Annotated in this window: 34 protein-coding genes and 4 pseudogenes; 36 read left to right on the forward strand and 2 right to left on the reverse strand. The window is 34.4% G+C overall.

Annotation, left to right across the window (positions count from 1 at the left end; all coding sequences use genetic code 11):
• Positions 1-13 precede the first annotated feature (13 nt).
• The 26 genes and pseudogenes from JCM12304_RS04515 (at position 14) to JCM12304_RS04625 (ending at position 15,588) form a co-directional block, all read left to right on the forward strand.
• Complete coding sequence (locus JCM12304_RS04515; RefSeq protein ID WP_172675252.1) at positions 14-337, forward strand: hypothetical protein; 324 nt, start codon at positions 14-16, stop codon at positions 335-337.
• A 168-nt stretch (positions 338-505) separates the two neighbouring features.
• Positions 506-946 carry a GNAT family N-acetyltransferase gene (locus JCM12304_RS04520; protein WP_060678713.1) on the forward strand — a complete coding sequence of 147 codons (441 nt, stop codon included), beginning with the start codon at positions 506-508 and terminating at the stop codon, positions 944-946.
• Positions 947-1,156: 210 nt separating this feature from the next.
• Positions 1,157-1,939 (forward strand): S66 peptidase family protein, encoded by a 783-nt coding sequence (locus tag JCM12304_RS04525; protein WP_256200765.1) that lies wholly within the window; start codon positions 1,157-1,159, stop codon positions 1,937-1,939.
• Positions 1,940-2,010: 71 nt separating this feature from the next.
• On the forward strand, positions 2,011-2,343 hold the full coding sequence (locus tag JCM12304_RS04530; protein ID WP_172675253.1) for a hypothetical protein: 333 nt from the start codon (positions 2,011-2,013) through the stop codon (positions 2,341-2,343).
• A gap of 297 nt (positions 2,344-2,640) precedes the next feature.
• Complete coding sequence (locus JCM12304_RS20285; protein WP_367946489.1) at positions 2,641-2,727, forward strand: putative holin-like toxin; 87 nt, start codon at positions 2,641-2,643, stop codon at positions 2,725-2,727.
• Between the two features lie 320 nt (positions 2,728-3,047).
• Positions 3,048-3,482, forward strand: a complete 435-nt coding sequence (locus JCM12304_RS04535; RefSeq protein ID WP_060678714.1) for a GNAT family N-acetyltransferase — start codon at positions 3,048-3,050, stop codon at positions 3,480-3,482.
• Positions 3,483-3,569: 87 nt separating this feature from the next.
• Positions 3,570-4,427: an alpha/beta fold hydrolase gene (locus JCM12304_RS04540; RefSeq protein WP_082387983.1), complete on the forward strand. Its 858-nt coding sequence runs from the start codon at positions 3,570-3,572 to the stop codon at positions 4,425-4,427.
• Between the two features lie 55 nt (positions 4,428-4,482).
• A pseudogene (locus tag JCM12304_RS04545) lies at positions 4,483-4,686 on the forward strand (alpha/beta fold hydrolase); the annotation flags it as partial.
• A 65-nt stretch (positions 4,687-4,751) separates the two neighbouring features.
• Positions 4,752-5,237 (forward strand): tetratricopeptide repeat protein, encoded by a 486-nt coding sequence (locus tag JCM12304_RS04550; RefSeq protein ID WP_060678716.1) that lies wholly within the window; start codon positions 4,752-4,754, stop codon positions 5,235-5,237.
• Between the two features lie 197 nt (positions 5,238-5,434).
• Positions 5,435-5,992 (forward strand): isochorismatase family protein, encoded by a 558-nt coding sequence (locus JCM12304_RS04555; RefSeq protein WP_060678717.1) that lies wholly within the window; start codon positions 5,435-5,437, stop codon positions 5,990-5,992.
• A 40-nt stretch (positions 5,993-6,032) separates the two neighbouring features.
• Positions 6,033-6,869 (forward strand): hypothetical protein, encoded by an 837-nt coding sequence (locus JCM12304_RS04560; RefSeq protein ID WP_019376629.1) that lies wholly within the window; start codon positions 6,033-6,035, stop codon positions 6,867-6,869.
• A gap of 122 nt (positions 6,870-6,991) precedes the next feature.
• Positions 6,992-7,492 carry a DUF4871 domain-containing protein gene (locus JCM12304_RS04565; RefSeq protein ID WP_060678718.1) on the forward strand — a complete coding sequence of 167 codons (501 nt, stop codon included), beginning with the start codon at positions 6,992-6,994 and terminating at the stop codon, positions 7,490-7,492.
• Positions 7,493-7,543: 51 nt separating this feature from the next.
• Positions 7,544-7,627 (forward strand): annotated as a pseudogene (locus JCM12304_RS18960) (class I SAM-dependent methyltransferase); the annotation flags it as partial.
• A 90-nt stretch (positions 7,628-7,717) separates the two neighbouring features.
• Complete coding sequence (locus tag JCM12304_RS04570; RefSeq protein WP_060678719.1) at positions 7,718-7,924, forward strand: DUF2281 domain-containing protein; 207 nt, start codon at positions 7,718-7,720, stop codon at positions 7,922-7,924.
• Positions 7,925-8,302: 378 nt separating this feature from the next.
• A pseudogene (locus JCM12304_RS04575) lies at positions 8,303-8,970 on the forward strand (5'-methylthioadenosine/S-adenosylhomocysteine nucleosidase family protein).
• A 270-nt stretch (positions 8,971-9,240) separates the two neighbouring features.
• Entirely contained in the window at positions 9,241-9,786 is a 546-nt protein-coding gene (locus tag JCM12304_RS04580; RefSeq protein ID WP_060678720.1) for a DUF4871 domain-containing protein, read from the forward strand.
• A 56-nt stretch (positions 9,787-9,842) separates the two neighbouring features.
• Positions 9,843-10,229, forward strand: coding sequence for a hypothetical protein (locus tag JCM12304_RS04585; protein ID WP_060678721.1), 387 nt, complete (start codon positions 9,843-9,845; stop codon positions 10,227-10,229).
• A gap of 151 nt (positions 10,230-10,380) precedes the next feature.
• Positions 10,381-10,755: a VOC family protein gene (locus JCM12304_RS04590; protein WP_060678722.1), complete on the forward strand. Its 375-nt coding sequence runs from the start codon at positions 10,381-10,383 to the stop codon at positions 10,753-10,755.
• 51 nt (positions 10,756-10,806) lie between these two features.
• Positions 10,807-11,316, forward strand: a complete 510-nt coding sequence (locus tag JCM12304_RS04595; RefSeq protein WP_060678724.1) for a GNAT family N-acetyltransferase — start codon at positions 10,807-10,809, stop codon at positions 11,314-11,316.
• 102 nt (positions 11,317-11,418) lie between these two features.
• Positions 11,419-12,234, forward strand: coding sequence for a lipid II flippase Amj family protein (locus tag JCM12304_RS04600; protein WP_060678726.1), 816 nt, complete (start codon positions 11,419-11,421; stop codon positions 12,232-12,234).
• A 117-nt stretch (positions 12,235-12,351) separates the two neighbouring features.
• Entirely contained in the window at positions 12,352-12,612 is a 261-nt protein-coding gene (locus JCM12304_RS18965) for an alpha/beta fold hydrolase (protein ID WP_082387978.1), read from the forward strand.
• Positions 12,603-13,199 (forward strand): alpha/beta fold hydrolase, encoded by a 597-nt coding sequence (locus JCM12304_RS04605; RefSeq protein ID WP_082387979.1) that lies wholly within the window; start codon positions 12,603-12,605, stop codon positions 13,197-13,199. The genes JCM12304_RS18965 and JCM12304_RS04605 overlap by 10 nt, the downstream gene beginning before the upstream one ends.
• Before the next feature lie 117 nt (positions 13,200-13,316).
• On the forward strand, positions 13,317-14,045 hold the full coding sequence (locus JCM12304_RS04610; RefSeq protein WP_256200766.1) for a metallophosphoesterase family protein: 729 nt from the start codon (positions 13,317-13,319) through the stop codon (positions 14,043-14,045).
• A 124-nt stretch (positions 14,046-14,169) separates the two neighbouring features.
• Positions 14,170-14,418, forward strand: a complete 249-nt coding sequence (locus tag JCM12304_RS04615; protein WP_060678729.1) for a hypothetical protein — start codon at positions 14,170-14,172, stop codon at positions 14,416-14,418.
• Entirely contained in the window at positions 14,415-14,807 is a 393-nt protein-coding gene (locus JCM12304_RS04620) for a retropepsin-like aspartic protease (RefSeq protein WP_019376641.1), read from the forward strand. The genes JCM12304_RS04615 and JCM12304_RS04620 overlap by 4 nt, the downstream gene beginning before the upstream one ends.
• Positions 14,808-15,267: 460 nt before the next feature.
• Entirely contained in the window at positions 15,268-15,588 is a 321-nt protein-coding gene (locus tag JCM12304_RS04625; RefSeq protein WP_060678731.1) for a hypothetical protein, read from the forward strand.
• A gap of 85 nt (positions 15,589-15,673) precedes the next feature.
• On the opposite strand, the gene JCM12304_RS04630 is transcribed toward JCM12304_RS04625, so the two are convergent.
• The gene (locus JCM12304_RS04630; RefSeq protein WP_060678733.1) at positions 15,674-16,042 is read right to left on the reverse strand and encodes a thiol-disulfide oxidoreductase DCC family protein; all 369 of its coding nucleotides are present in this window, start codon (positions 16,040-16,042) and stop codon (positions 15,674-15,676) included.
• Positions 16,043-16,256: 214 nt separating this feature from the next.
• Positions 16,257-17,926 (reverse strand): annotated as a pseudogene (locus JCM12304_RS04635) (alpha-keto acid decarboxylase family protein).
• 308 nt (positions 17,927-18,234) lie between these two features.
• On the opposite strand from JCM12304_RS04635, the gene JCM12304_RS04640 reads away from it, so the two are divergent.
• From JCM12304_RS04640 to JCM12304_RS04680, 10 genes are all read left to right on the forward strand, one after another.
• Positions 18,235-18,675: a MarR family winged helix-turn-helix transcriptional regulator gene (locus tag JCM12304_RS04640; RefSeq protein ID WP_019376645.1), complete on the forward strand. Its 441-nt coding sequence runs from the start codon at positions 18,235-18,237 to the stop codon at positions 18,673-18,675.
• A 229-nt stretch (positions 18,676-18,904) separates the two neighbouring features.
• Positions 18,905-19,102 carry a hypothetical protein gene (locus JCM12304_RS04645; protein ID WP_060678735.1) on the forward strand — a complete coding sequence of 66 codons (198 nt, stop codon included), beginning with the start codon at positions 18,905-18,907 and terminating at the stop codon, positions 19,100-19,102.
• A gap of 120 nt (positions 19,103-19,222) precedes the next feature.
• Positions 19,223-20,080: an aminoglycoside phosphotransferase family protein gene (locus JCM12304_RS04650; protein WP_060678737.1), complete on the forward strand. Its 858-nt coding sequence runs from the start codon at positions 19,223-19,225 to the stop codon at positions 20,078-20,080.
• A gap of 54 nt (positions 20,081-20,134) precedes the next feature.
• The gene (locus JCM12304_RS04655; RefSeq protein ID WP_060678739.1) at positions 20,135-20,530 is read left to right on the forward strand and encodes a VOC family protein; all 396 of its coding nucleotides are present in this window, start codon (positions 20,135-20,137) and stop codon (positions 20,528-20,530) included.
• A 105-nt stretch (positions 20,531-20,635) separates the two neighbouring features.
• Positions 20,636-20,995, forward strand: a complete 360-nt coding sequence (locus JCM12304_RS04660) for a VOC family protein (protein ID WP_019376649.1) — start codon at positions 20,636-20,638, stop codon at positions 20,993-20,995.
• 52 nt (positions 20,996-21,047) lie between these two features.
• Entirely contained in the window at positions 21,048-21,569 is a 522-nt protein-coding gene (locus JCM12304_RS04665) for a GNAT family N-acetyltransferase (protein ID WP_019376650.1), read from the forward strand.
• A gap of 141 nt (positions 21,570-21,710) precedes the next feature.
• A complete protein-coding gene (locus JCM12304_RS19300; protein ID WP_157360431.1) occupies positions 21,711-21,866 on the forward strand; it encodes a hypothetical protein in 156 nt (51 codons plus the stop codon).
• An 87-nt stretch (positions 21,867-21,953) separates the two neighbouring features.
• Entirely contained in the window at positions 21,954-22,121 is a 168-nt protein-coding gene (locus JCM12304_RS19305; protein WP_157360432.1) for a hypothetical protein, read from the forward strand.
• A gap of 464 nt (positions 22,122-22,585) precedes the next feature.
• The gene (locus JCM12304_RS04675) at positions 22,586-23,605 is read left to right on the forward strand and encodes a DUF2268 domain-containing putative Zn-dependent protease (protein WP_060678743.1); all 1,020 of its coding nucleotides are present in this window, start codon (positions 22,586-22,588) and stop codon (positions 23,603-23,605) included.
• 20 nt (positions 23,606-23,625) lie between these two features.
• Complete coding sequence (locus tag JCM12304_RS04680) at positions 23,626-24,183, forward strand: hypothetical protein (RefSeq protein WP_060678745.1); 558 nt, start codon at positions 23,626-23,628, stop codon at positions 24,181-24,183.
• Positions 24,184-24,226 lie beyond the last annotated feature (43 nt).

The raw sequence follows: 24,226 nt of genomic DNA on the forward strand, positions 1-24,226 counted from the left end.
TTAATAGACGAAAATGTTAATGGGGGTATATATGAAATATTTTATTAAAGTAAAAAATTCTAAAGATCCATATCAAATATTTGAATATAAAAGTTATGAAATACCATTCCAGGAAATAATGCTTATTAAGAAGCATACATCAGAATCGGTAACCTATGCCTTATACAGTGAAGAAGGCATGGTGTATTTACTAACAAAAGTTGTAATTAGAAATAACTGTATATGTGGCTACGGTAACTATAGTAGACCATATTGCAGAATTGAAGAAATCAATAACTATTCTTTGGATACGTTGGACAAAGATGCTTACAACTGGTACATGACTCAGGCAAGGTGAATTAGTCCGTCTATTAGTTATCATCCAAGTTTTCTAAGAAAATGGCATATTTTAAAGACCCTATTTTTAAGAAGAAATTCGAATGAAAACCTTACTTTGTTAAATACTTCTTTAATATTCAGCTGCTGGTAATGCTTGTTTCTTCATAGAAAGGAGGGGGGGAAGTTAATGGTTACTTTAAGATTAATGAATTCAAGTGAGTTTCAAGAATATTTTAATTTAGCTACTGAAAATTATGCTAAAGAAAAAGTAATTGCAGGAAATTGGAATGAAGAAGAGTCAATTATTAAAGCAAAAACTGAATATGAAAAACTGTTACCAAAAGGTAAAGACACTGAAAAAAACTACCTCTATAATCAACCAATTGGTATAGTTTGGCTTGAGAAAAAGAGCAATGAAAATGGATTTATTCGTGACGTTAGAGTTTTTGAAAAATATCAGGGGCTTGGATATGGTAAAGAAGCAATGAAACAAATTGAGATGGTAGGTAAAGAATTAGGTTTGAAGAAAATAGGACTTCATGTATTTGGTCATAACAGGATAGCGAGGGGCTTATACGAAAAACTTGGTTATCAAACTACTAATGTAATGATGATAAAAGATATTTAGAGAAATCTACTATTTAGTCTAACAAGCGCTTTTTTGGAAAAATTACGTTGAAGACTGGAAAAGATAGAAAGGTGAAGAAAGCTTATGATTAAACCGCGTGCCTTACAGGAGGACGATCGGGTAGCAGTTATTGCTCCTGCTGGGCCAGCAGACGAAGAGAAACTCAAACAGGGTATAGTTGTATTGGAAAATATGTGACTTAAGGTCATCATCGGCCGACATGTGTTGGATGTGGAGGATAGGCTTGCCGTAGACGACGAAAAGAGGCTTGCAGACTTGCATGAAGCCTTTTTTGATCCTACTATCCACGGTATCTTTTGTGCTACTGGAGGATTTGGAACAGCAAGAATTGCTCCTATGATTGACTATGCAAGGATAAATAGAAATCCTAAGATATTCTGGGGATACAGTGACATTACATATCTGCTTAACGCAATTCAAAAATATAGTGACTTAGTTACCTTTCACGGGCCAATGGTGGCAACTGATTTGAATGACGAAGTAAGATCAGCCGAGACAGAATCTTCATTTTCGTCTCTTTTCACTGGAGAGCCCATGACCTATAATTCTTATAAATCTCCTCTTATCCCCATAGCTCATGGCACTGGAGAAGGGCGATTGGTTGGAGGGAATTTAGAGCTGCTTACCAAGGGGCTAGGCACTCCTTTTCAAATAAATACAAAAGGGGCTATTCTACTAATTGAAGAAGTTGCAGCGCCTTCCTTTCTGATTAATGCGATGCTTACTCATCTCAAACAGGCTGGGGTGCTCGATGAAGTCAAAGGTGTGGTCATAGGTGAACTACAAGCGGATGCAGAAGAAAGTAAGAAGATTGAACTCGTACTGGAAGATTTCTTCGCTTGTGCGTCTTATCCTGTTGTGAGGGGATTTCACATCGGACATTGCCAACCTAATTATGGGGTACCATTAGGAACAAACGCAAAACTCACCACGGCGCCGCCTCAATTGTTGATTGAGTCAGGAGTAAAGTAATTTTTTTTAACAATAGAATCAGTCTAAGTTATTAAGCAAGTTAGACTTAAGAAAAATAGGGAGATGAAAAAATGCCTTCAAATCTGAGGAAAATTATATTTTATCTACCGGCTATAATTTTTGGGTTTTTCTATGGAGTATTAGTAATTAGTGGTGAGTTAGTTGATTTGCGTATAGCTATTATATGGTTAGGCTTGTTTGTAATTAGTGGTTTTATTTTGAGTAAGAATTACTTTTGGGGAAGTTCATTTGGTTTGTTGCCTGCAATTCATATAATTTATATGGGAACACGAGATACAGGACAAATAATAAATGAAATACCGATTGGAATTACCATCTTTATTTTTTATATTATTTGCGGTTATATTGCTTATAGAAATAAGATAAACTCAAATTCACATTAAAAAACATAGACTAAAATAAATGACGTGGTATGCTCATTGAATATCTTACTCCGTTCAGACTCTCCAAGAGAAAAAGTATTCCCAACCGGGCAATTTAGTTTAATATACTTTCTTAAAATAAGCCCTGAGAAAACAAGCTTTTATTAGTCAAATAGGTTGTAAGGAAAATTGAAATTATTCTTTAAACTTCTAAGGCTAGTGATATAATGGAAATAAGCAATAATCGCATTTTCTTTAAGGGAGGTCGGCGCATTCCTATCGGTTGTAGTGTCATACGATACGCTATAACGGAAGGAGGTGTTGCCCTTGTCTGTTTTTGAGACTTTGGTTCTAATGATCGCTTTTGCAACACTCGTTATAACGATTATAGACCATAAAAAATAGACCTCCCTTAGTTTACCAGGCTAGTGAGGTCTATTCCTTGCTCGCGCTGACCCCTCTTGAAGGGGAGCGATTCATTGCTGACCGGAGATATTAGCGTATCTTCGGTCTTTCTTAGCTTATGCTTTTTTTCTTCTCTCTATGTTTATTATAACACGAAAAAGTGATTTGCAAACAAGACTGGGGTTAAAAATTGCGTGTGCATGGCAAATTTTTGAGAGCGCTTTAATTTAACTTCCATACTTTCAGCTTTTCTGAATAAGCTTATGTAGCCTTCTGACACCGGGTAAGCTTATTTTTATAGGAAAGGAGGAGAGCTTTCTTTGAAACTGCTTAATATTGATGGGTTTCCTAATGCAGAGTTACTAAATAAAGTTTTGAATTTACACGATAGCATATTTAAGGACGCTGCCACACTGATTAGCAAAGCTGAAAATAAGTCAAAAGTAGTCTTTAATTTAGCTTTGGAGGATGAAGAAATTATTGGTTACAAAATTGGTTACGAGTTAGAACCGAACCTTTTCTATAGTTGGCTTGGTGGGGTTGATGAAAGTCATAGAAACAAAGGTGTAGCTTCCAAACTAATGGATCAACAACATCTGTATTTAATAGAGAAAGGTTATGAAATCGTTCAAACAAAAACTAAAAATAAATGGCGTGGTATGCTCGTTTTGGTTATAAAAAGTGGGTTTGATGTGATCGGAACATATACGGATAATGAAGGCGAACCGAAGATAATTCTTGAAAAAAGATTATAAAAATACATGGCAGTCGAACGCAACAAAGCACAAGAAAATGAGACCAACCTTGTAAAAACTGGTCAGCTAGTTAAGCAAGAAAGGAAAATGTCAGTGGGTATTTGGGAAAGAAAGTTACTTAATACAACTCGTGGTGTTTTTGAAATATTTATAAAAGGTGAAGGAAGACCAGTATGTGTTGCTCATCATTACTCTGTTTTTAACCAAACAGGTGACTATTTTGCAGAATCACTCACAAATGCGAATAGAGTATTTTTAGTTAATTTAAGAGAAACAGGTAATTCAGAGGAAGCAAAAGAGCCTTATCAATTAAGCATGCTGGAAACCATATTTGATTTAGAAGCTATCCGTGAAGAACTTGAATTAGATGAATGGGGATTTGCAGGCCATTCGACTGGTGGAATGTTAGGGATGATTTACGGAATATATTTTTCAAATAGGTTAAGTTTTAACCTCATTGTAGGAGCAGCGGCAAGAGAGTATATGACCTTCTCAAAAGATTGCATTTATAATTCTAATCATCCTAAGTTTTTCAGAATGCAAGAACTGAACGAAACCTTAAAATGTTCAGATCTAACATTAGACAAAAGAAATGCATTAAAAACTGAGAGGACAAAGTTATCGTTATATGAACCTGAAAACTATGATGCACTTTTCTCACGAGACATTATTAAGGGAATATCTGCAATTCGTATGGATTTCTTTAATAGAGAGGTGCAGGTATATGATGTAACGAAAAAGTTGGAATTAATATCATGTCCTACTTTAATAATTTGTGGAAGATATGATGTCCAGTGTCCGGTTAAATACTCAATTGAAATGCATGATGGGATTGCTAATTCAAAATTAGTTATTTTTGAGAAAAGCAATCATTATCCTTTTCTGGAAGAAGCAGAACGATTTAAGAAAGAATATAAATTATTTATAAAGGAATATCTTCAGTAGTGCTCACAGCTATTTTTTGATTATCTAGACAAAAAACTGAAAAGTAGGTGTTTAATTGATTTTACATACTGAAGTTTTTGGGGATGGGGAGCCCATCGTATTCCTCCATACTGGGTTGCAAACGGGTATGACAGATTTCGAATATCAACGAGAATATTTTAAAGAAAAATATAAAGTGATTCTTCCAGATTTACGTGGTCATGGGAAATCGGGAGAAAAAGACCTTTCCAATTTTTTTGAGGATTCAGCACAAGACATAGTTTTTGAGCAACTAAGCAATATTGTGAGAACTGCACGGAAAAGTTAGGTTTGGGGGTGATAACGATGGAAAAAGAATTAGAGCGGGCTATTGCCAAACGAAAAAGTGGCAATCATAAAGAGTCGAACGAGCTGCTAATGAGATTGGTGCTGGACTTTCCCGACAATGCATCGATTAATTATCATTGTGCTTGGAGCTTTGATTTATTAGGAGAAGAGTCTAAGGCAGTTCCTTTTTACGAAAAATCGATCAGATTAGGGTTGGCTTTAAATGAACTGGAGGGAGCGCTGTTAGGATTAGGCAGTACATATAGAACATTAGGAGAATACGAAAAGTCAAAAGAAACCCTTCAAAAAGGAATTGAAGCCTTTCCAAATAATAAAGCTATTCAAACGTTCTATGCGATGACCTTATACAACTTGAAGGAGCATAGTAAAGCAATGGAGCTGTTGCTCAAATGCTTGGTAGATACAACTTCTGATGATGAAATTATTAGTTATAAAAAGGCTATTAAGTTCTATTCTGATAAATTAGATGAAATTTGGAAGTGATTGTGTTTAATGAATATTATGAAACTTGATTTTTGTGCAGCGTAATCGTTTTTATAAAAAACAAAAATCACAATGATAAATTACTTAATTAAAAATTGGATTAATTTTTAGAAGAGTTAAAGAAGCAATATGAGTAGGTCATTGAACACTGTATCAGAGGCGTGAAAATTATACCAAATTATAAGGGGAGAATTTTATTGAAACAAGCTTTGCTAATTATTGATGCACAGCAAGAACTTATTGATGGTAATGCGAACGAAAAGAGTGTATGCAATAAAGATAATTTGTTGGATAATATTAATAAAGTGGTAAATAAAGCAGTAATCTCGTGTAGCTTAGTTGTTTTTATAAGAGATAAAGATGTCGCGGAAGGCCGAGGGAAAGGATTTGAAATTCATTCCGAAATTGATATACCCAAAGAAGCGAAGATATTTGATAAACAAGCAACAAATTCGTTTTATGGAACGACACTATTAGAGTTTTTGCGTGATAACATGGTCGAACACCTTGTTGTTATGGGTTGCAAGACAGAGCATTGCATTGATACTGCAGTAAGAACGGCAACGGTAAATGGACTCGACGTGACTTTAGTAGGAGATGGCCATTCCACAACAGCTTCACAATCCTTAACTGCTGAGCAGATTATCGCCCACCACAATGAAGTACTTCATGGACACTATAATGTTGATAATTTTTCTGTGGTCAGAAATGCAGATGACAACTTATTTACACCTAATCACGATGAATATCGATAATTAATATTTATTATTATAAAGGGAGAGTGATTTTGAATGTGTGGGATTTGTAAGTAATCATCAGGCAAGAGATTCAGAGTTACCAAATTATCGCAAAAAGATATTAAGTTCAATAGAGACAGATCTATTAAATGACGACAATGTAATGGCTCTCTTCTATGGTGGTTCCATCGGAAATGAAAATACAGATGAATATTCTGATATTGATCTAAGAGTAGTTGTAAAGCCTGAAAAAATAAAGGAATACGTTGTTAATAAAAGGAATCGAGCTCAAGAATGGGGGAACGTCCTTTATTTTGAAGAAGTAAACCCCTTATCAGTTTACACTGTTGCTCATTATGATTGCTTTATTAAAGTTGATACTTTTTATTATATCCCTAGTGATATCCACCCCTCTTTATGGTTGCAAAATATTAAAATTATAAAAGATACGGATAAAATGATGGCTAAGATTTTAGACAACTCAATGTTACTTACTTATGAGCTATCCCTAGACGGATTAGAGTTATGGAGAACGAAATTTTTTGCGCATTTTCATGAGGCATATAGAAGAGTTATGAGAAAAGAGTATTTTTATGCTATGAAATGTATAGATAATTTAAGGTTATCAATTATCGCTGGATGGTATATGGAAATCGGAGTTCAACCAAATACGTTTGGTGATTGGGCCAGATATGAAGGTGAAAGAAGTAATTTAGAAGAATGGCAGCAGTCGCTTCTCAAAAGTTGGGATTGTCGACGGGATCCAGTAGAGATTTTAAATGTCATGAAATGTATAGCTCATGAATTTAAAAAAGTACATCATTCTCTTTGTTATAAATTAAATATTGATGAGAACCCTGAGTGGTTAGCTAAAATTATAAACATGGTTATATGAATTTAACACACTGCTCTTCAAAAGTGTACTTATTTTTAATTGGCATGTTTCCTCCACCTTCCGCTTGGAAGACTAAGAATTAAAAAGATATTAAAATTCAATGAAATTACTGAGGTGATTTTATGAAGAAAATTGTTCTAATATTAATTTTATTCAGTATGCTTTTTGTTGTGGCTGCTTGCACATCAGATGAAGCAGTTCAAAAAGAGATTACTCTCCCAAAAGATGCTCCTGAATTTGTAACGAGAGCTGATTTTGACAAAATTGATTGGGAAAAGGAAGCAGTTGAATTCGGGGATAGAAATATTATTGGAAATGAAAATAAATCTGGTGTGATTGGTGTAGATATGCCCAGCTTAAATGGCCAAAAGTGGATGTGGCATCTTTGGGGAATTGAAAATCCTGTAAACACAGATCTAACAGTTGTTGGTTTTCATAAAGAAACAGGAACCGTTCATCAAATACTAACAAATGGATGGTCCGTATCTCTTGGTGGAGCAAACAATGGTGCAGATGCACATACACCAACTTCAGTAAAAATACCAGAGCCAGGAAAATGGGCTATGCTACTTTATACGGATAATGAATTATTTGACATATTAATATATGAAATAAATGAATAGTTTTTAGCAAAAATATTTGTACCAATATTTGGTTGTGAAAGAAGGAGTGATTTCAGATCAAAAAAGTATGACTCAAGAAATCAAGGGCAGCAGATTATATTTCCATCCTTGATAGTTGACGCTGTAAAGATATAAACGAAGATTAGCAGCTTTTGATACTACGTATATGGTGATACGTGAAATGTTATAATAAATTAAAGTATTCAGGGAAAAGGTGATCATTATATGGATACAGCTAAGGAACGTTTACTTAAAATTATTGATGAAATACCTGAACAAGAAGTGGGTAAAATTTTGGATTTTGCAGAGTATTTAAAGGCTAAAAGAGATAAAAGGATGTCTGAAGATTTAACAAAAGCTAGTGAGAGTAGCTTAGATTTTTGGGATAATGACATCGATGACGAGGTTTGGAACAACGTATTATTAAGTTGACATTGTTTTAAAATCAGCTTATTAAGTGAATTGAACACATACAAGCAATGTCCAGTTTTAAAGTATAAGCTATTTATAATGCAGCAGGATGGAAAAACGAAATTTAAATAATTACTTGGAATGAATAGCGGGCGGTTTCAGAAATAAAATTATTCCAATATTAATATTATTCAGCATGCCATGCCTTATGGCTTATTGCATCTTAGATAAAACGGAAAAAAGTTTTTTTCCCTCAAAAAAATTTCTTGCAAAATCTGTTGTCGTGAATTTGCAAGTAGCTGTGAATTGTTAAAGAGCTTGATAATGTACCTGAGAATAGGGTTGTAACCGTAATAAAAAAATGCATATGACAAAATACATATTTAGGGTGAGAAGCGGATGATTGGGATAAGTATTGCGACGAAATGGGAGTATGAAGCGACGTTAGAGTACTTTGGCATAAAGGATAATGAACGCTTAAGTTATCCCTACGGTGAGTATTTCTTAAGAACAATTAGTGACATTGAACTTATTTTTTACAGCACTGGTGTAAGAAAAGTAAATGGTGTTGGTGGCAATCAATGATTTCAAAATTCAACTTATCTAAAGTGATCGTTGCTGGTACATGTGCAGGTATAGATGATAGCTATAATAATCTAGATATTTTTGTGCCTTATAAAGCCGTTCAATATGATTGCACAGTAAAAGAAGTTGAGCCTTTAATCAAACAATCCTTCACAGTCGATATTGATCTATCAAAATACGGTAGTGATTTTCATACTGGAGTAATTGGTACCGCTGATAAAGCAGTAGTAATGTGGAAGGACTATTTGGAACTGAAAGAAAACGAAATAACAATTGCAGATACGGAAGCTGGAGCAATTGCTTACATATGTAAGAAGAATGATGTTGAATGCATTATTATAAAAGGGATCTCCGATTTCTCGACGGATGAAAGCAGTTCCGATAAATATGAATCGAACATGGAACAAATTAATATCTATTTAGAAAACACCCCTAAAGTTATGAAAAAAATTTTTGGAGAATATTTAAAGAGATTTATATAACTAATTGTAAAGTTAATAAAAATCATGTGTATTATTAATGAAAGGTATGTCATCGCTGTCTTTTTATGTATCAGAGCTTTTTAGTTGCTTGGTAATGTGCGGGAATTGGGTCTAATTGTTGAGTTCGAGATGGACCCGAAAAAGACTATAATCCAACTTAGAAGTTACTTTACTAAAATAGTGAATGCAGTTGTCTAGGTTATGTTCCAAATAAGAATCTGCTCAGAGGATGCATTAATTGCACCTATAAAATTAATGGGAGTGTTCTATGTGAAGAAGCATCTCGTAGTTTTATCCCTAATAATAATGGTAGGTTTACTGGTCGCTTGTTCTTCTAATTCGAATAACGAGTCAGGCAACGAATTAGAAGTTTCAAAGGAAGAAAGTGAAGTACAAAAAATTTCGAGTAGGAATGATGAGACGATAATAGAAAAGAACTGGGAACTATCTCCTGAATTTATTCATTTTGTTGAATATGAAAGCGGAGAAAAAGGTTCTTATGAGATTAGGGGAAATAAAGACGGAATGGGAATTACAGGACCATTTCCAATTATGGCAAAAGATAGCCAGAAATATATGTGGTTTTATTTTGGATCAGAGAATATCTATGATAAACCTGTAAAAATAAAAGCTATAAAAAAAGGAGAAGAAGATAGTATTGATGTCTATTCGGGTACCTTTTTCGAGAGTGCTGAGGTAAGTCCTGAAAGTGTAAATATGCCCTCGCGTTTACGCTTTCCATCAACAGGAACATGGAAACTCCTCGTATATATCGAAGAAGAACTTTTCGATACAATTATTGTAAAGGTTGAATAAATTTTCTAACTAGGAAATTTGATTTTAGGCAGATTTAAATCTGAGGGGTGCAACCAATGAATGGAATCATTATTTTGGTTCATATTTTATTAGTAAGTGTTTCATTGATAGGTTGTGATAATAATAATTCAAATCTTAATCCATCTAATGACAAGACTAACAATCCTAATAATGTAATTAATGAAGGTTCCACTGATTATCAAGGTGTTATTCTAGAAATTAATGAATCCAGTGTTACTGTTGGGACAGATAATGTGGATTCCGAAGCATCATATCCAGCCTTTGAAGTGTTTGTTGATAATCAAACGAAAATTGTAGGGATTATTAATAAATTCTCAAAACTTAAAGTTGATCAGAAAGTAGAAATTCTGGTGAAGGGTAAGTGGAATAATAACCCGAATAACAAAATGGTCGCCACTAAAATTATTGTTAGTAATAAATGAGGCAAAACGGCAAATAAGGGTTTATCTGAAAGGAAAACTGAACGGATTAAATTTACTCTATTCAAAAAAATTATAACAGTAATTTCGCTTATTTTTTAAAAGGTACATAGGCTGTATTTGATCTACCATCTGATATAGAGGAGAAAAAATTATGAGTAAACCATTTATCGAACAAGTACATTATATTCGCATTCCTGTAAGAAATTTAGAGCAGTCTGCACAATGGTATAGAGATGTACTAGGCCTTCAGTTATTAAGCATTACAGATGACCCTTTGGCGATTATTAAAGTAAATGAAGGTCCTTTTTTACTTATCTTGGTTCCTACTGATGATGAAACTTTTGCACATTTTACAATTGATAATGAACAAGCTTTTAGCATTGGTTTTACTAGCTCAAAATTAACTGAATTTCATCAACAATTAATTGATAATCAAGTTACGGTAGAAGATATTGAAGAAGATAACGGCCATGCCTATTTCCACTTTTATGATCCAAACGGTAATAAGCTTCAAGTACATTGGTGAGATAAAAAAATTGTCCTATTTCGTTTTAATACTTTTAAACTGAGGTGTGGTATGGAGATTAGAAAAGCTAATTTAAACGACGCTTTAGGTGTTGCGAAAGTACAGGTGGATAGTTGGAAAACTACATATAAAAATATTGTACCAAATGAGTATTTAGAACAGATGACTTATGAAAACAGAGCGATAAAGTGGAAGGATATTCTTTCTGGACAGGATGTATTTGTTGCGGAACATAAGGGTGAAATAATTGGCTTCTCCAATGCCGGTGAAGAAAGAACGGGTAAATATCCTGATTATACGGGTGAGTTATATGCAATTTATATCCTTAAGGAACACCAAGGAAAAGGTATAGGAAAATTATTGCTTAACTCTGTCGTTGATAAATTAAAAGATAAAAATATTTATTCAATGACCGTATCCGTATTGGAAGAAAATAAATCAAGGCTATTTTATGAGCATCTTGGAGCAAAGAAAATAGATAGGAAAAGGATAGAGATTTCAGGTAAGTGGTTATATGAGCTTGTTTATGGTTGGAAAGATACAAAAGAAATAAAAAAATAATCCTTTCATTCTCGCTGCCACAAGTATATATCTGCGATTCTTTCGTATTAACAGCATTTTATTCTTATAGTTGATCAAAAATAAACAAAAGAAGGTACTATAGTGGAAGTTATTACAGAGAAATTAATATACATAGCCTTATTTATCTTTATTATTCATTCTATAGAAACGCTTGCCTATGCAGTAAGATTATCGGGTGCAAGAGTAAAAATGATTGCTTCGGCATTATCCCTTTTTAATATAATGGTAATGGTTTCGAGATTGGCAAATATGATGCAGCAACCTTTTACTGGTAGCTTAATAGATACTGCGCCAACTAGTAATGCACAGGAATTTGTAGCGACGCAATTTCGTTTTCTTATAGGAGCTTCAACGATTGGAACTATATTTGGATTACTATTGCTCCCCACCTTTATAGCCTTGTTTTCAAGGGCAATCATACATTTATCAGAAGAGAAGGGTTCTGTTCCATCCTTATTTAAAAGGATTTTTTCTCTACAGTATATTAGGCGTGGAGTGACCCATTTTAGCTTACCTAAATTTTCATATCTAAGAGATACGAAGATAAAGGATATTCCAATAAGATTATTCCTAATAAATATGATAATAACAGCAATATACACAATTGGCGTACTGTCAGCACTATATGCTGCTTTATTAGCACCTGAGCGAGCATCCACGGCTATCATGGCTTCAGGTTTAATAAATGGGATGGCAACAATCTTGTTGGTTATTTTCGTTGACCCGAAAGTCTCTGTAGTTGCTGATGATGTTGTTAATCAGAGAGGAAGCTATCAAACTCTAAAAAATATTTCCTTGATGATGGTTACCTCAAGATTGTTAGGCACATTGTTGGCTCAACTGTTCTTTATCCCTGGGGCAAAATATATTGCTTGGTTTACGCAGTTTATTGTTTGATGGTTACTCTATTGAGAGCTCTTTGAAAGGAGTCTATCTGCAAGAGAAAAATGGTGATAGTTTTCTGGCAAGTGATTATACTTTTCATAACAGTTTTCAAAATAGGAGAATAAGAATATGAAATTTAAAACAAATGACGGACTAGACTTATATTTTGATATAGGAGGAAAAGGAATTCCTTGCATTTTCCTTCATGGGGGGCCAGGGTATTGGAGCAAATCATTTCATCACTATTCTAAAGTACTCTTGGAAAAGAAGCTTAATATGATTTACTTAGACCAAAGGGGTTGCGGCCGTTCAGGACATAGCCTCCGCAAGGATTATTCTTTAAATAAATTAGTAAATGATATTGAGGAGTTGAGAGTTTTTTGGGAATAAATGAGTGGATAGTCATGGCACACTCATTTGGCGGGATACTTGCAGTAAATTATGCAAACCAATACCCCGAGCAAACGAAAGGATTAATCCTATCTAATGTAACACTTAATATGTACGATTCCTTTGCTCACCAAATGAAAAAAGGATCTGAAATATTGAGAACAGAAATAAAGGAATTATCAGCAAAAAGTATAAGTACATTTATAGAGGATTACTTTTCAGTTGTTGGAAAATTAATGGAGATTAATCAGTATTTTAATTTTCAATACGTTGATGTAGCAAATAAGAGAGCAATAGACATAATTGACGAGATAGGTTTAAATAGTGATCCTGATTTTCAAGGATTTATTTTTTCATCAGAGGAGTTTTTTCAGGATTTTACTACATTAACAAACCAGATTTCCAGCCCTACGCTAGTCATAGCAGGCGCATATGATGATGCGGTTGGGCCTTCGCACCATAAATTGTTTGGATTTAAAAATTCTACTGAAGTCATGCTAGCAAGTGCTCACCATCCCTACATTGAAAACCAGTCAGAGTATAAAAATACCATTATGAATTTTATAGATAGTAAGTTTAGTAAATAGACGTCTTCACATTTTCTCGTAATAGGAAGCTTTTCCAGAAAATAAGTGTTTCAGTTGTATTATTTAAAATGCAAAAAGATATAGAGAAAGGAGTGGCCATAAATTTACAGAATTGCAATTTTATCCGATATTCATGGAAATATATACGCGCTAAATGCTGTATTAAAAAACGCTAAAGAAAAATCGGTGGACTTCATTTACTGTCTCGGTGATATGATTGGGATTGGACCTTTTACAACGGAGGTTTTGGATGCCTTATTTGAGTTAGAAAATATCCAAATGATTACTGGAAATCACGATGAATCAGTATTAGCAGTTTTAAAGAATGAACCTTATCCAAAAAGCAGAATTAATGTTACTCCACACCACGAATGGATTTCAGAAAAACTAAAAATCCATCATATAACTGCATTAGAAAGCTTATCACGAATATTAACTCCAACTTTTTATGGTCAAAACTTCCATCTAATTCACTATCCTATGAATCCATCAATGTATAAGGCGCATATAAGCAAAGATCCTTTTGATTTGGTTGGCACTCCTTCACCAAAAAATTTCTCAAATGTCTCTGGACTCAGTCATTTTTCTTTAATCTGCTTTGGACATGACCACAAAGAGCATCACTTTGAATGGAATGACAGGACATTTTACAATAGTGGTTCTTTGGGTTGTTTTAATGAACCGTATGCAAGGTATGGAATAATTGATATCGAGAAAAATGGATTTCATATTATGCAACAATATGTACCTTATGAATTAGATGTGTATATCAATGAGTTAAGAAAGATTGATTTCCACGTAAAGATGTTGTATTGCGGATATACGAATAATACTGGGTTATGTTAATTTAAATAATTCAAGTTTCGCGGTTAGTTGCGAATATTGTTTAATTAAAAGTTGTCTTTACGTAATCAGTTAAATAGTCCGATATTTTATTTTGATTTATAATGAAGGTAAGGAGGGATATAAGATGAAATGGGAAGAAGCCCGGGAGTTATTTCCTAATCAGTTACTTTTAGTTTCCATTTTAAATTATCATTATGAAGGTAACAAAAAAATAGTTGATGAGGTAGCCCCAATACGAGCAATCAAAGACGAAGAAGCGAATAAAGCTTTTTTTAATGCGGAGGAAGGGACGATGGTTTACCATACTGGGAATACAGATTTTGTAATTCACATACGTAAAGATCCTTTTATGAAAGTGAGAAGAAGGTATTGAATCTATTTTATGAGGGACAGCTTATAACGACTTCTTTAACTCTTATATTTCGTGGGAAAACTCTGCGAATAGATGATGTTGTAGTGGATACAGGTTCCTCTCATACCGTTATTTCCCCAGACGTTTTAGAAACAATTGGTGTGACATATGAAAATGGAGACACGATTTATGAAGCATATGAGATTGGCGGCAGTGTTCCATTTTATACTAAAAAAATGGACGAAATACGGATAGACTCATACATTATGAAAGACTTCCAAATAGATGTTGGAACATTGCCTAAGGATCATAGCGCCTTACTCGGATTAGATGTTTTAAAACAATATAATTTTGTTATTGATTTAGGAAGCCTAGAATTGTATCCTTCTATGATTGAAAAAAAAGATTAGTATAAAAGTATACCCCAATCCAACCTTTTTTTTGTTAGACAAAACACTCACATCAATTACTCCAGATAGGAACCCTCCATATTATTACTACTTTAAGTAGTTACCGCATGAGAATTAAAATTATTCTTTAAACTTATTAGGTAAGTGATAAAATATAGAATATATAATGAATTATAGACTATAAAAAATAGACCTCCCTTCATTTAGCAGCCTAGTGAGGTCTATTCCTTGCTCGCGCTGGACCCTCCTGAAGAGGAGCGATTCATTGCTGACCGGAGATATTAGCATATCTTCGGTCTTTTTATGCTTTTTTAAAAATAAATTTTCAATTATGGAAATAATTTGAAACATTTCCTTTTTATAATCGTACATCTATATAAAAAGAGGGAGGCACATTTATTTAATATAAAGATGTTGGATTAGTACTGAAATAATAACTAATAAATAAAGGTGGTAGCATATGTTGAAGAATTTCATTAGTGGCGTAATTACAGTTTTGTTTTTGATAATTATTAATATTATCTTAAACGATCTGACTGACACTCATTTTATAGATGTTATGTTGTTTGTCGGTATAGTAATTTCTCTCATTATCATGTTTTTTTCTTCTTCAGGAGGTTTTACTACGAAGTATACAGACCTGGCCATGGGAAATCCAGCAAATGATAAAAGTGACAAAAATTTTAAGTTTTCTCCTAATATTCCCTTCATCGTTTCAGTAACTTATGCGTTGGCCGGATTACTTGCGATCTTGTTTATTTATGTAGACTATTTCTTTTAGGATGTAATAACATAGATCATTTATCCAGTACTTTGAATTTTAAGCGCTCAGGGGGATCTGCATTACAATCCCCCTGATCCAGTAGTCACTCTTTATTATATGGCACTCTGCCAAACCATTCATAACGGCGAGTGGAAATAAAACGGTAAACAGGATCCCCTATATTTTTCACAAAAGGAAGATAGAGCAAAAAAGCCAAAGGCATTGTAGCGAGCAGTAAAGAAAGAATTTTGCGCACAGTATTAAATCCTGTTAGCACCCGTTTATCTTTTGTATACATATAAATTTCGTCATACATATTTTTATAGTTATTGACTCTTTCTTTAATCGAATCACTTACTTCCTGAACAGGGTACCAGAAAATGGCGTTATTCCAATCCAATCTTTTCAGTACAGCTTTCACTGTACGACATAGAGGGCATTCAGCATCGAAAAATACAATATGCTTATTCATACGGTTATTACTCCCTTCTGGTTCTTTCCGCTTTTCCTATTTTTATTGAATGAGTTCATCTTCCATTTTCCCTTCAGTGACCATTGCAAATCATATAGTTTGAAAAATACAGAAGGCTTTTGGCTAATTAAAAATGAAGTAATTAGTAATCCTTAAAGGAGATTTCGGTTAAGAAAAAAGAGAAGCCCTTAAAAAAGAAGCTTCTCCGCCAACACTAACCGTTCTGTTTTGCGAATCGTTTTGAAAGCTGTGCTAGTAATTCAGGTTTGTCATCACGATGCATGACAACTTCAATAAACGTTAGACAATCATGATTATTTTCCGCTGCTTTTAATGCTTCTTCCAGTTCCGTTTCCGTCTGCACTTTGTATGTCAGGCTTTTTCCTTCAGGGCTGAATACTTCAGGCAGCTTTTTGTAATCCCACATCGGAATATCATTATAGCTTGGTTTTCGCCGTGAATGGCACGTTCAACGGTGTAGCCGTCATTATTAATTAAGAAAATAATTGGTTTGATTTTCTGATCGAGCATGGTTGAAAGCTCTTGTGCTGTTAATTGGAACGAACCGTCTCCAATTAGAAGAATATTACGTCGGTTCATATCGGCAAGCTGTGAACCTAATAATGCCGGAAAAGTAAAACCGATGGATCCCCAAAGTGGCTGCCCAATAAACATGGTATTTTTCGGTATGGCCATCGTTGCGGCACCATAGTAAGAAGTTCCTTGTTCTGCCAACAATACATCTTTTTCTTTCATAAAATGAGATAGACGCTCAAAGAAGCGATTTTGTTTTATGTTTTCTTCTTTTACTTCAAAAGCATTTTGATTTAGCTGTGACTGAAGAGGAAGTATATTAAGTTCCTCTGAATTTTTTTGTGTAACTCTTTCGCTAAGTGCTAATAGCGCATCCTTCATTGTAATTGGTGCATACTTTTGTTTCGTAGTAATTACAGAAAATGGTGTAATCTGAATCAGATCTTTATCAGAAAAGTTATAAGAGAAGCCACCTGTCGTTGAATCGGTCGGTTTAGCACCAATTTGAATAATACAGTCCGCTTCATCTACACGTTTTTGTAAATAGGGAGCACTTAGCTCGCCATTATAGACACCAATAAACTGTGGATGTTCTTCGTTAAAAGCGCCTTTTCCTCCACTTAAAATAGTGACAGGGATTCCTGTTTTGTCAGCGAGCGCGAGTAATTCTTCCCGGTTTTCATAACGGTTTACCTCGTATCCTGCTAAAATAACAGGTTGCTTTGCCTTGTCAATCATTGGAGTTAGCTCAGAAAGCATTTGGCTGAGCGCTTCATGATTACTTGTCGCTACTTCATCATGTAAGGGACTTTCCGGTTTGTTTGCGGGTTTATCATATACATCAATTGGCAAGGTAATGTGAACAGGGCGCTTCTCTGTCATACTGGCAAGCAATACACGGTCAATTTCTTGTGCAGCGTTTTCTTGGGTTAACAAGGTTTGAGCTACCGTCACCTCTTGAAACATTCTGGAAAAATGATCAAATTTGCCATCGCCTAATGTATGATGAACATATAGACCATTGTCCATCACCTTTGTTGTTGGCGCGCCAGTAATTTTAACGACAGGTACATGTTCAGCATAGGACCCAGCAATTCCATTGATGGCACTTAATTCACCAACACCAAAAGTCGTGATTAAGGCAGCAAATCCGTTAATACGCGCATAGCCGTCCGCAGCATAAGCGGCATTTAACTCATTACGATTTCCAACCCATTCCATTCCTTCATAATCAATAACATTGTCTAAAAAAGCCAAATTATAATCACCAGGAACGCCAAACATATGGCGAATTCCTAGTTCAGATAAACGATCCAATAGATAATTTCCAACTGTATATTCATGTTTCATTAATCGCACCTCAAATCAGTATTTTTCTGTTTTTAGATTTAACATATATAACTTTTCTATACGATGGCTGGCGAGACATCCTTAATTAAAAGAAATTAGACCAACGGAACTTAATTAAAACTAAAAACTCAACGCTGTTATTAGGTCAACTAACTTGACCTTAAATAAAATGGTAACACCAGATGGAATATAGGTCAACTTTATTGACCTAAGTGAGTTATTTTATATATAACCCCTCGCTCTAAAGGGGATGCTAATACAAAAGATGTTGAGATTTTGTTATTCTTTTATCAGGAGGTACAAACTAAATGGATAAAAAACGTGAAGAACAATTAAATGAGACACTAATGCTTTTTTATTTCGCTTACCGCACATTTACAAATGAACCTGATCGCATTCTTGAAGAGCATGGAATCCAACGTCTGCATCATCGCATTTTATTTTTTGTAGCTCGAACCCCAAACATAAGTGTGCACGAGCTTTTGAAAACATTAGAAGTAAGCAAACAAGCATTGCACGCTCCAATGCGACAGCTAATTGAGATGGGATATATAACAAGTGAACCCGCGGAATATGATCGACGTGTCCGAGAGCTTTGTTTAACAGAAAAAGGGCAAAAGCTTGAGAGGCAATTAAGCAATGTTCAACGTGGCAAAATGAATGCCATCTTTGAAACGATGGGGCCGGATAGCGAGGAAACCTGGAAGCAGGTTATGAAAAAAATTATTGATAATGAGAAGGACGAGTAATAGTTGAGGATGTATGGTTAGTGGGATTTTTTAAAATATAAAGCAGACTCGTTCATATTTTAGTAGGAGGAAAGACAGTGAATTCTAAACATATCGTTAAATATCTTACAAATTCAATAATAGTAATTCTGCTATTAATCGCATATGGGTTTTATTCTATCATCATACAGAAGCTGTTGAGGATGTAGAAGTAAAAAAGGTAGATTGTACAACAAAAGAGCATGTGAATGTGAACGATAAAAAGATACTGTGTAAGGAAGATTATTATTTATTTGTTAATGGTGAAAAGGTAGTAGTAGAAGATAAAAACACGTGGAGCTTAATAAAAGAAGATAAAAAATATGATCTTGAATATGAATGGCATGCGTTTCATACACCTAAAGTGAAAACAATAAATATAGCAGGTGAAGGGAATAAAAAGCATTAGAATAAATATTATTAGGGCGGAAATTTATTGAATGTGAATTGGACTCCAATAATATTGTGTGTACAAATCTTTCGTTACACACGCCTTGCTTTATGACACGTGAAAGAAGGGGGAGGTTAGGTGTTAACTCGAGTCATTCAACAATTTAATCTTAGGGTATTATCTGTTAATGAGGTAGAAGATTCCTGTAGTTCCACAGTGTATAAATGTAATTTACTTAACGGTGAAATTATTTTTTTGAAGATTCCTTACACAAAATTGAAGTATGAGCGTGAATTGGAAGCATATCAGATATTAAAAGATAAAGTTTCCATTCCGCAAATGTTAGATTACTGGTCTGGGGATGAAACGTGTCCAGGCGCTTTCTTACTTTCTGAGTTAAAGGGGAAGCCGTTAACAAATAAAGATTTACCCAAAGTAGCTTTTCAAGTTGGAGAACTTCATGCTTCCATGCACCAAATTCAGCCATCTTCGCAGTTAAGTGGAATACGAAATGAATTTCCGAACTGGGCAAATTTTGTGGAGCGCCAATTTTATAGTTTCGCTGAAGATGTACAGAAAGTGATAAATGAAAATTTATACACACAGGCTTTGAAAAAGTTTGAAAACATGAAACTACAGCTCCCACCTTCTGATGGTCCAAGTTTTATACACATGGATTTTCGTCCGGCAAATATAATTATTGATGGAGAGAAAGTCTCTGGGGTCATAGACTTTGAGAGCGTGCGATTTGGTTCAACAGAAATTGATTTCACCAAAATATATCGTGATTATTTAAGTTTTGATGATGAGTTGTTTCAGTCATATCAAGAGGGCTATAAGAACATAAGACCATTACTAGATTTAGAGGTCGTATTACCCTTTTATCAATTTACCGATGCTTTTAATAGTATTGGCTGGTGTAAGCGGCGCGGTTTGGAGAAAAATGCATCTTTTCTTGAAGAAAATCTTTCTATCTTAAAAAGGATGTTAATCTGAGAGACAACCCGTCTTACTTCATAAATAAAGAGCAGTGGGAAAGGGGGAAATTGTTTGTCAAAAGGGTTACTTCACCATATAGAAATATACGTTTCTGATTTAAAGAAATCTGCTGAGTTTTGGGGATGGCTACTCGAAGAATTAGGGTACCGCTCCTATCAAAAATGGGAGTATGGACAAAGCTGGAAGATAGAAGATACATATATTGTTTTTGTACAAACAGAGGAAGGCTTTCTTGATGTTTCGTACCATAGAAAGCGGGTAGGTTTAAATCATGTGGCGTTTCACGCTGAATCCAGACAACACATAGATGAGATGACCGAGAAGCTAAACAATAGAGGAGTCACCATACTTTATCAAGACCAGCATCCATTTGCTGGCGGAGATGATTATTATGCTATTTACTTTGAAGATCCTGATAGAATAAAAGTAGAGCTTGTGGCACCTTAACGAAAAAAACCCGATTTATTAAATCTTTGTAATATAAATTGTGCTAAAATTAACTTAAATCAAAATATGAATGAAGGTCGGAATTAGAAAACGAGGTATTAACAGATGTGGAGAAAAATAGAATGTCTTGCTGTTTATACAAACGATATTCGTAAATCAATTAATTTTTATCAATCACTTGGGTTAACAAAAGCGTGGGAAGCATACCAAGATGATGAAAAACAATGGCAACTTGTAGGTATGCGATTTCCCGATGGTAATTCTGAATTAGTGTTAAAAAACAATCCGGATTTAAACTTTGCTGAGACGGAGATTGTAGTTGAAGATGTTAAGGCTATCTATGAAGCTTTAAAATTTGATACTGAAGTTGAATGGATTCGCACCCCATTTCCTAATAGTTTAGGTGGACATGTGGCAGTAATGAAGGCTCCAGACGACAATGTATTTGTGTTAGTAGGGAAATGATGGAACATTAAATTGATATAACACTTAATTAACGTTTTATTAGGGGATGAATATGTTGCCAAAAGAAAAAATAGTTATCCGAACAGCAAATACCAAAGATGCACCAAGAATTTTACAAATTGAGCGTGAAGTCGTGTCAGAAGAGACTTTTTTGATAACTTCATTAGAAGAATTTGATAAGACAGTAGATCAGCAAAGTGATTGGATAGAAAATATGATACATAACGATAGAGAAACGATGCTGGTTGCTGAATATTCCGGGCAAGTAGTAGGGTGGATCGTGTTTATGTCACAAAACAGAATAAGGTTATCTCACACCGGTTCCTTTGGAATGATGATTGAAAAAAACTTTAGGAATATGGGCATTGGGAAATTATTAATAAACGGTATATTGGATTGGGCGGAAGTAAATCCATGTATTGAAAAAGTTTCTTTAGGTGTTTTTTCAACAAATAAAAGAGCAATAGCTTTATATAAAAAGATGGGATTCATAGAAGAAGGGCGAAAAGTTAGAGAGTTCAAGATAAGTGACACGGAATATGTTGATGATGTCTTAATGTATAAACTCGTTTAATTGTTATTAGGTTAACGAAAGTCCGTCCAAAAATGATTTGTATTCTCCATCCTGCTTATGTAGATATTTGTTTGAATTCTTCATAACAAGGAAAATATTAAGTATGAAGATTCAAAAGCAGGAAAAAAGGAGGTGCTTTTTATGAACTGGACCCTTCCTGTTGGTTTAGCCATCGGAACATTTATCGGAATTTATATAACATCCCAAGCAGTTTTCCAAAGTTTAATCGGTTCTTTTGCTGCATTGCTGATTGGTCTTATAATTTCACTTATTTTATACAAGAGAAAAAGAGTATAAAGCAATAATCTGGATTTTTCTTATAACAAATTTCCTTGAATATCAACTTAATTATCAACTTAGAACTTATTTTATAGGAGGTATAAAGTGAGTATCGATAATAAAACTACTGAAGAAAAAATGGATCAACAGAGAAATGACATAGAGAGAAAAAAGCATTATGACACAGTAGTTGGTTTAGGCTGGAAGAACTTTGGAATAGCATTTTTTGTGATAGTGATAGCTATTGTAATATATGTTTTTTTCTTTCGTTAAGTATGTGAAAGTATATTTTTCAGCACCCTATAGAAAGTTTCCCTGAAGTGCGTAAAAAGAAGGGGGGATTAAAAGAGTGCCTGTTTGCCAGAACTGTAAGAACAAATGGAGTTGGAAACAAACGATCAAGAAAACTACCACCTTAGACCCCGCTATGATTTGCCACCAAACCCAAAGGTCAAAAACAAAATGTGCATTATTAACTCCTATCATTCTATTACCCTTGCTATTGAATATATTTTACGAACCAGGCATCCATGTTTTGATATTACTATTTATTTTCTTCCTTTTAGCTATGTCGCTATTCCCTTTTTTAGTTGAGCTAAGCAGTGAAGAAAAATATATTAATTTCTTTGAGAAATGAAGATGGCTGATTGAAGAGGGAGGAAGTCTTTTAACGTTCATAAATAGTATCTATACTACGATGTAATAGTTTAATATACGATGTTATGGGAGGATATGGGATGAAAAAGTTACCTTTTCTTTTATTTTTATTTTTGATAGCGCTTACTGCATGTAGTTATGATTCGGATAATCCAGCTTCCTCTCAGGATAATGATAAGAAAGCTTCCGAACAATCAGCCCATAGCTCAGCGACGGAAGCAGATACAACAAAGGAAGAAGTCCCAAGCTCTTTTTCATTTACATATAAGGATCAACAATTTGAAGTTGTCTATTATTATAAGAGCTTCCTGGAGTATATCGAAAAGGCAGAACAGCAACCTGAAAATTTAAATGGTTTATATATAGAAACAATTATTAATCCAATAGCAGAAGAGAGGGGGATCCGGCTGTCAAAAGGGTGGGGTTTCGGAACACCTAGGGAACTAGAAACTTTAGAAAAATATCTAAAATCATTAATAGATAATCAAGATACAATACATAAAATAATTACAGATTCATTGAAAAAGTCAGCGAATGAACTCCAACCAGGAGCTGATAAATACGTATATGTATTTCCTGCAAATCCAGAGGATAATCACGTTATGGAAACAATGGAGGGTGTGGCAGCTTCTGCATGGAGTGAAAACTTCTTTGCCATTCAAATTGCTCCTCCTTATTTTGAAGAGAAAAGTTTAAAACAGGCAGTTGCACACGAGTATCATCATACCGTCTTTTTTAAGAAGAATGAATTGAGTTATACCTTATTAGAATCTGTCCTGATTGAAGGGAAGGCAGACACGTTTGCAAAGATAATATATCCAGATATTCAGATGCCATGGAGCAATTTTTCTTCGGAGGAAAATGAAAGTCAAACATGGAAAGTGCATAAGGAAAATATGACCTCCGCTATGCCTTCCATTCAAGATGACTTCTTCCTGGGTAATACAAGTAAAGGGTTACCTCAATGGGCGAATTATAAAATAGGGAACAAAATAATGGAGAGTTTTATCGAGGAAAAACCAAATATTACCATTGGCGACTGGACAGATATGCCAGCAAATGAAATTCTTGAGAAAAGTAAGTATGCAGAAAAACATTGATTTATAGAGGAGGCATTTTATTGAAAAGGTCTTTACTGTTTTCTGTTTTAATTTCTTTAATTTTGTTAGCAGGTTGTAGCAGTATGTCAAAATATGATGATAATGAAGTAGCAGCCATTATAAAAGAACAGGAGATTACAGTGGGTGAGCTGCGTTTTTTATACCCTGACGATAAAGCACTAGATTATCTGGATTGGGCTATAAAAGTTGAATTGGTAAAGCAAGAAATAGAGGAAATGAACGTTGATATTTCTGACAAGCTAAGTGTTGGTGAGGACGATGACTGGTTTGGTCAACTTCCACCTGAAAACACAGAAGATCAAGGCGGAAAGCAAATTCGTAAGTTTGCTGAATCACAAGCAAAAAAGCTAAACATGAAGCCTGAAGAATTTCAAAAACAATATGCCAAGATAATCAATGAACAAAATGCCTATATGGTTACTTATTTAGAAGAAAAGACAGGAATTGAAAACGTTGAGGATGAAACAGCATTGGATGAATTAAATGAAAAAGGTGATGCTTTACTGGAGGAGTTGGTGAAAGAAAATAAAGATGAAATAGAAGTGTTAATCCAGTGACCTTTCTAAGGGTTGGGTGCACTTCCGTAAGCCAATATCGTAT

The organism is Virgibacillus halodenitrificans JCM 12304 (genome assembly GCF_001310895.1).
Classification (GTDB): Bacteria; Bacillota; Bacilli; order Bacillales; family Amphibacillaceae; genus Virgibacillus_Q; species Virgibacillus_Q halodenitrificans.

Coding starts and splice junctions, on each gene's coding strand:
- JCM12304_RS04515 (WP_172675252.1), top strand. CDS start 14: ATGTTAATGGGGGTATATATGAAATATTTTATTAAAGTAAAAAATTCT.
- JCM12304_RS04520 (WP_060678713.1), top strand. CDS start 506: ATGGTTACTTTAAGATTAATGAATTCAAGTGAGTTTCAAGAATATTTT.
- JCM12304_RS04530 (WP_172675253.1), top strand. CDS start 2,011: ATGCCTTCAAATCTGAGGAAAATTATATTTTATCTACCGGCTATAATT.
- JCM12304_RS04540 (WP_082387983.1), top strand. CDS start 3,570: ATGTCAGTGGGTATTTGGGAAAGAAAGTTACTTAATACAACTCGTGGT.
- JCM12304_RS04550 (WP_060678716.1), top strand. CDS start 4,752: ATGGAAAAAGAATTAGAGCGGGCTATTGCCAAACGAAAAAGTGGCAAT.
- JCM12304_RS04565 (WP_060678718.1), top strand. CDS start 6,992: ATGAAGAAAATTGTTCTAATATTAATTTTATTCAGTATGCTTTTTGTT.
- JCM12304_RS04570 (WP_060678719.1), top strand. CDS start 7,718: ATGGATACAGCTAAGGAACGTTTACTTAAAATTATTGATGAAATACCT.
- JCM12304_RS04585 (WP_060678721.1), top strand. CDS start 9,843: ATGAATGGAATCATTATTTTGGTTCATATTTTATTAGTAAGTGTTTCA.
- JCM12304_RS04590 (WP_060678722.1), top strand. CDS start 10,381: ATGAGTAAACCATTTATCGAACAAGTACATTATATTCGCATTCCTGTA.
- JCM12304_RS04595 (WP_060678724.1), top strand. CDS start 10,807: ATGGAGATTAGAAAAGCTAATTTAAACGACGCTTTAGGTGTTGCGAAA.
- JCM12304_RS18965 (WP_082387978.1), top strand. CDS start 12,352: ATGAAATTTAAAACAAATGACGGACTAGACTTATATTTTGATATAGGA.
- JCM12304_RS04615 (WP_060678729.1), top strand. CDS start 14,170: ATGAAATGGGAAGAAGCCCGGGAGTTATTTCCTAATCAGTTACTTTTA.
- JCM12304_RS04625 (WP_060678731.1), top strand. CDS start 15,268: ATGTTGAAGAATTTCATTAGTGGCGTAATTACAGTTTTGTTTTTGATA.
- JCM12304_RS04630 (WP_060678733.1), bottom strand. CDS start 16,042: ATGAATAAGCATATTGTATTTTTCGATGCTGAATGCCCTCTATGTCGT.
- JCM12304_RS04640 (WP_019376645.1), top strand. CDS start 18,235: ATGGATAAAAAACGTGAAGAACAATTAAATGAGACACTAATGCTTTTT.
- JCM12304_RS04660 (WP_019376649.1), top strand. CDS start 20,636: ATGTGGAGAAAAATAGAATGTCTTGCTGTTTATACAAACGATATTCGT.
- JCM12304_RS04665 (WP_019376650.1), top strand. CDS start 21,048: ATGTTGCCAAAAGAAAAAATAGTTATCCGAACAGCAAATACCAAAGAT.
- JCM12304_RS19300 (WP_157360431.1), top strand. CDS start 21,711: ATGAACTGGACCCTTCCTGTTGGTTTAGCCATCGGAACATTTATCGGA.
- JCM12304_RS04675 (WP_060678743.1), top strand. CDS start 22,586: ATGAAAAAGTTACCTTTTCTTTTATTTTTATTTTTGATAGCGCTTACT.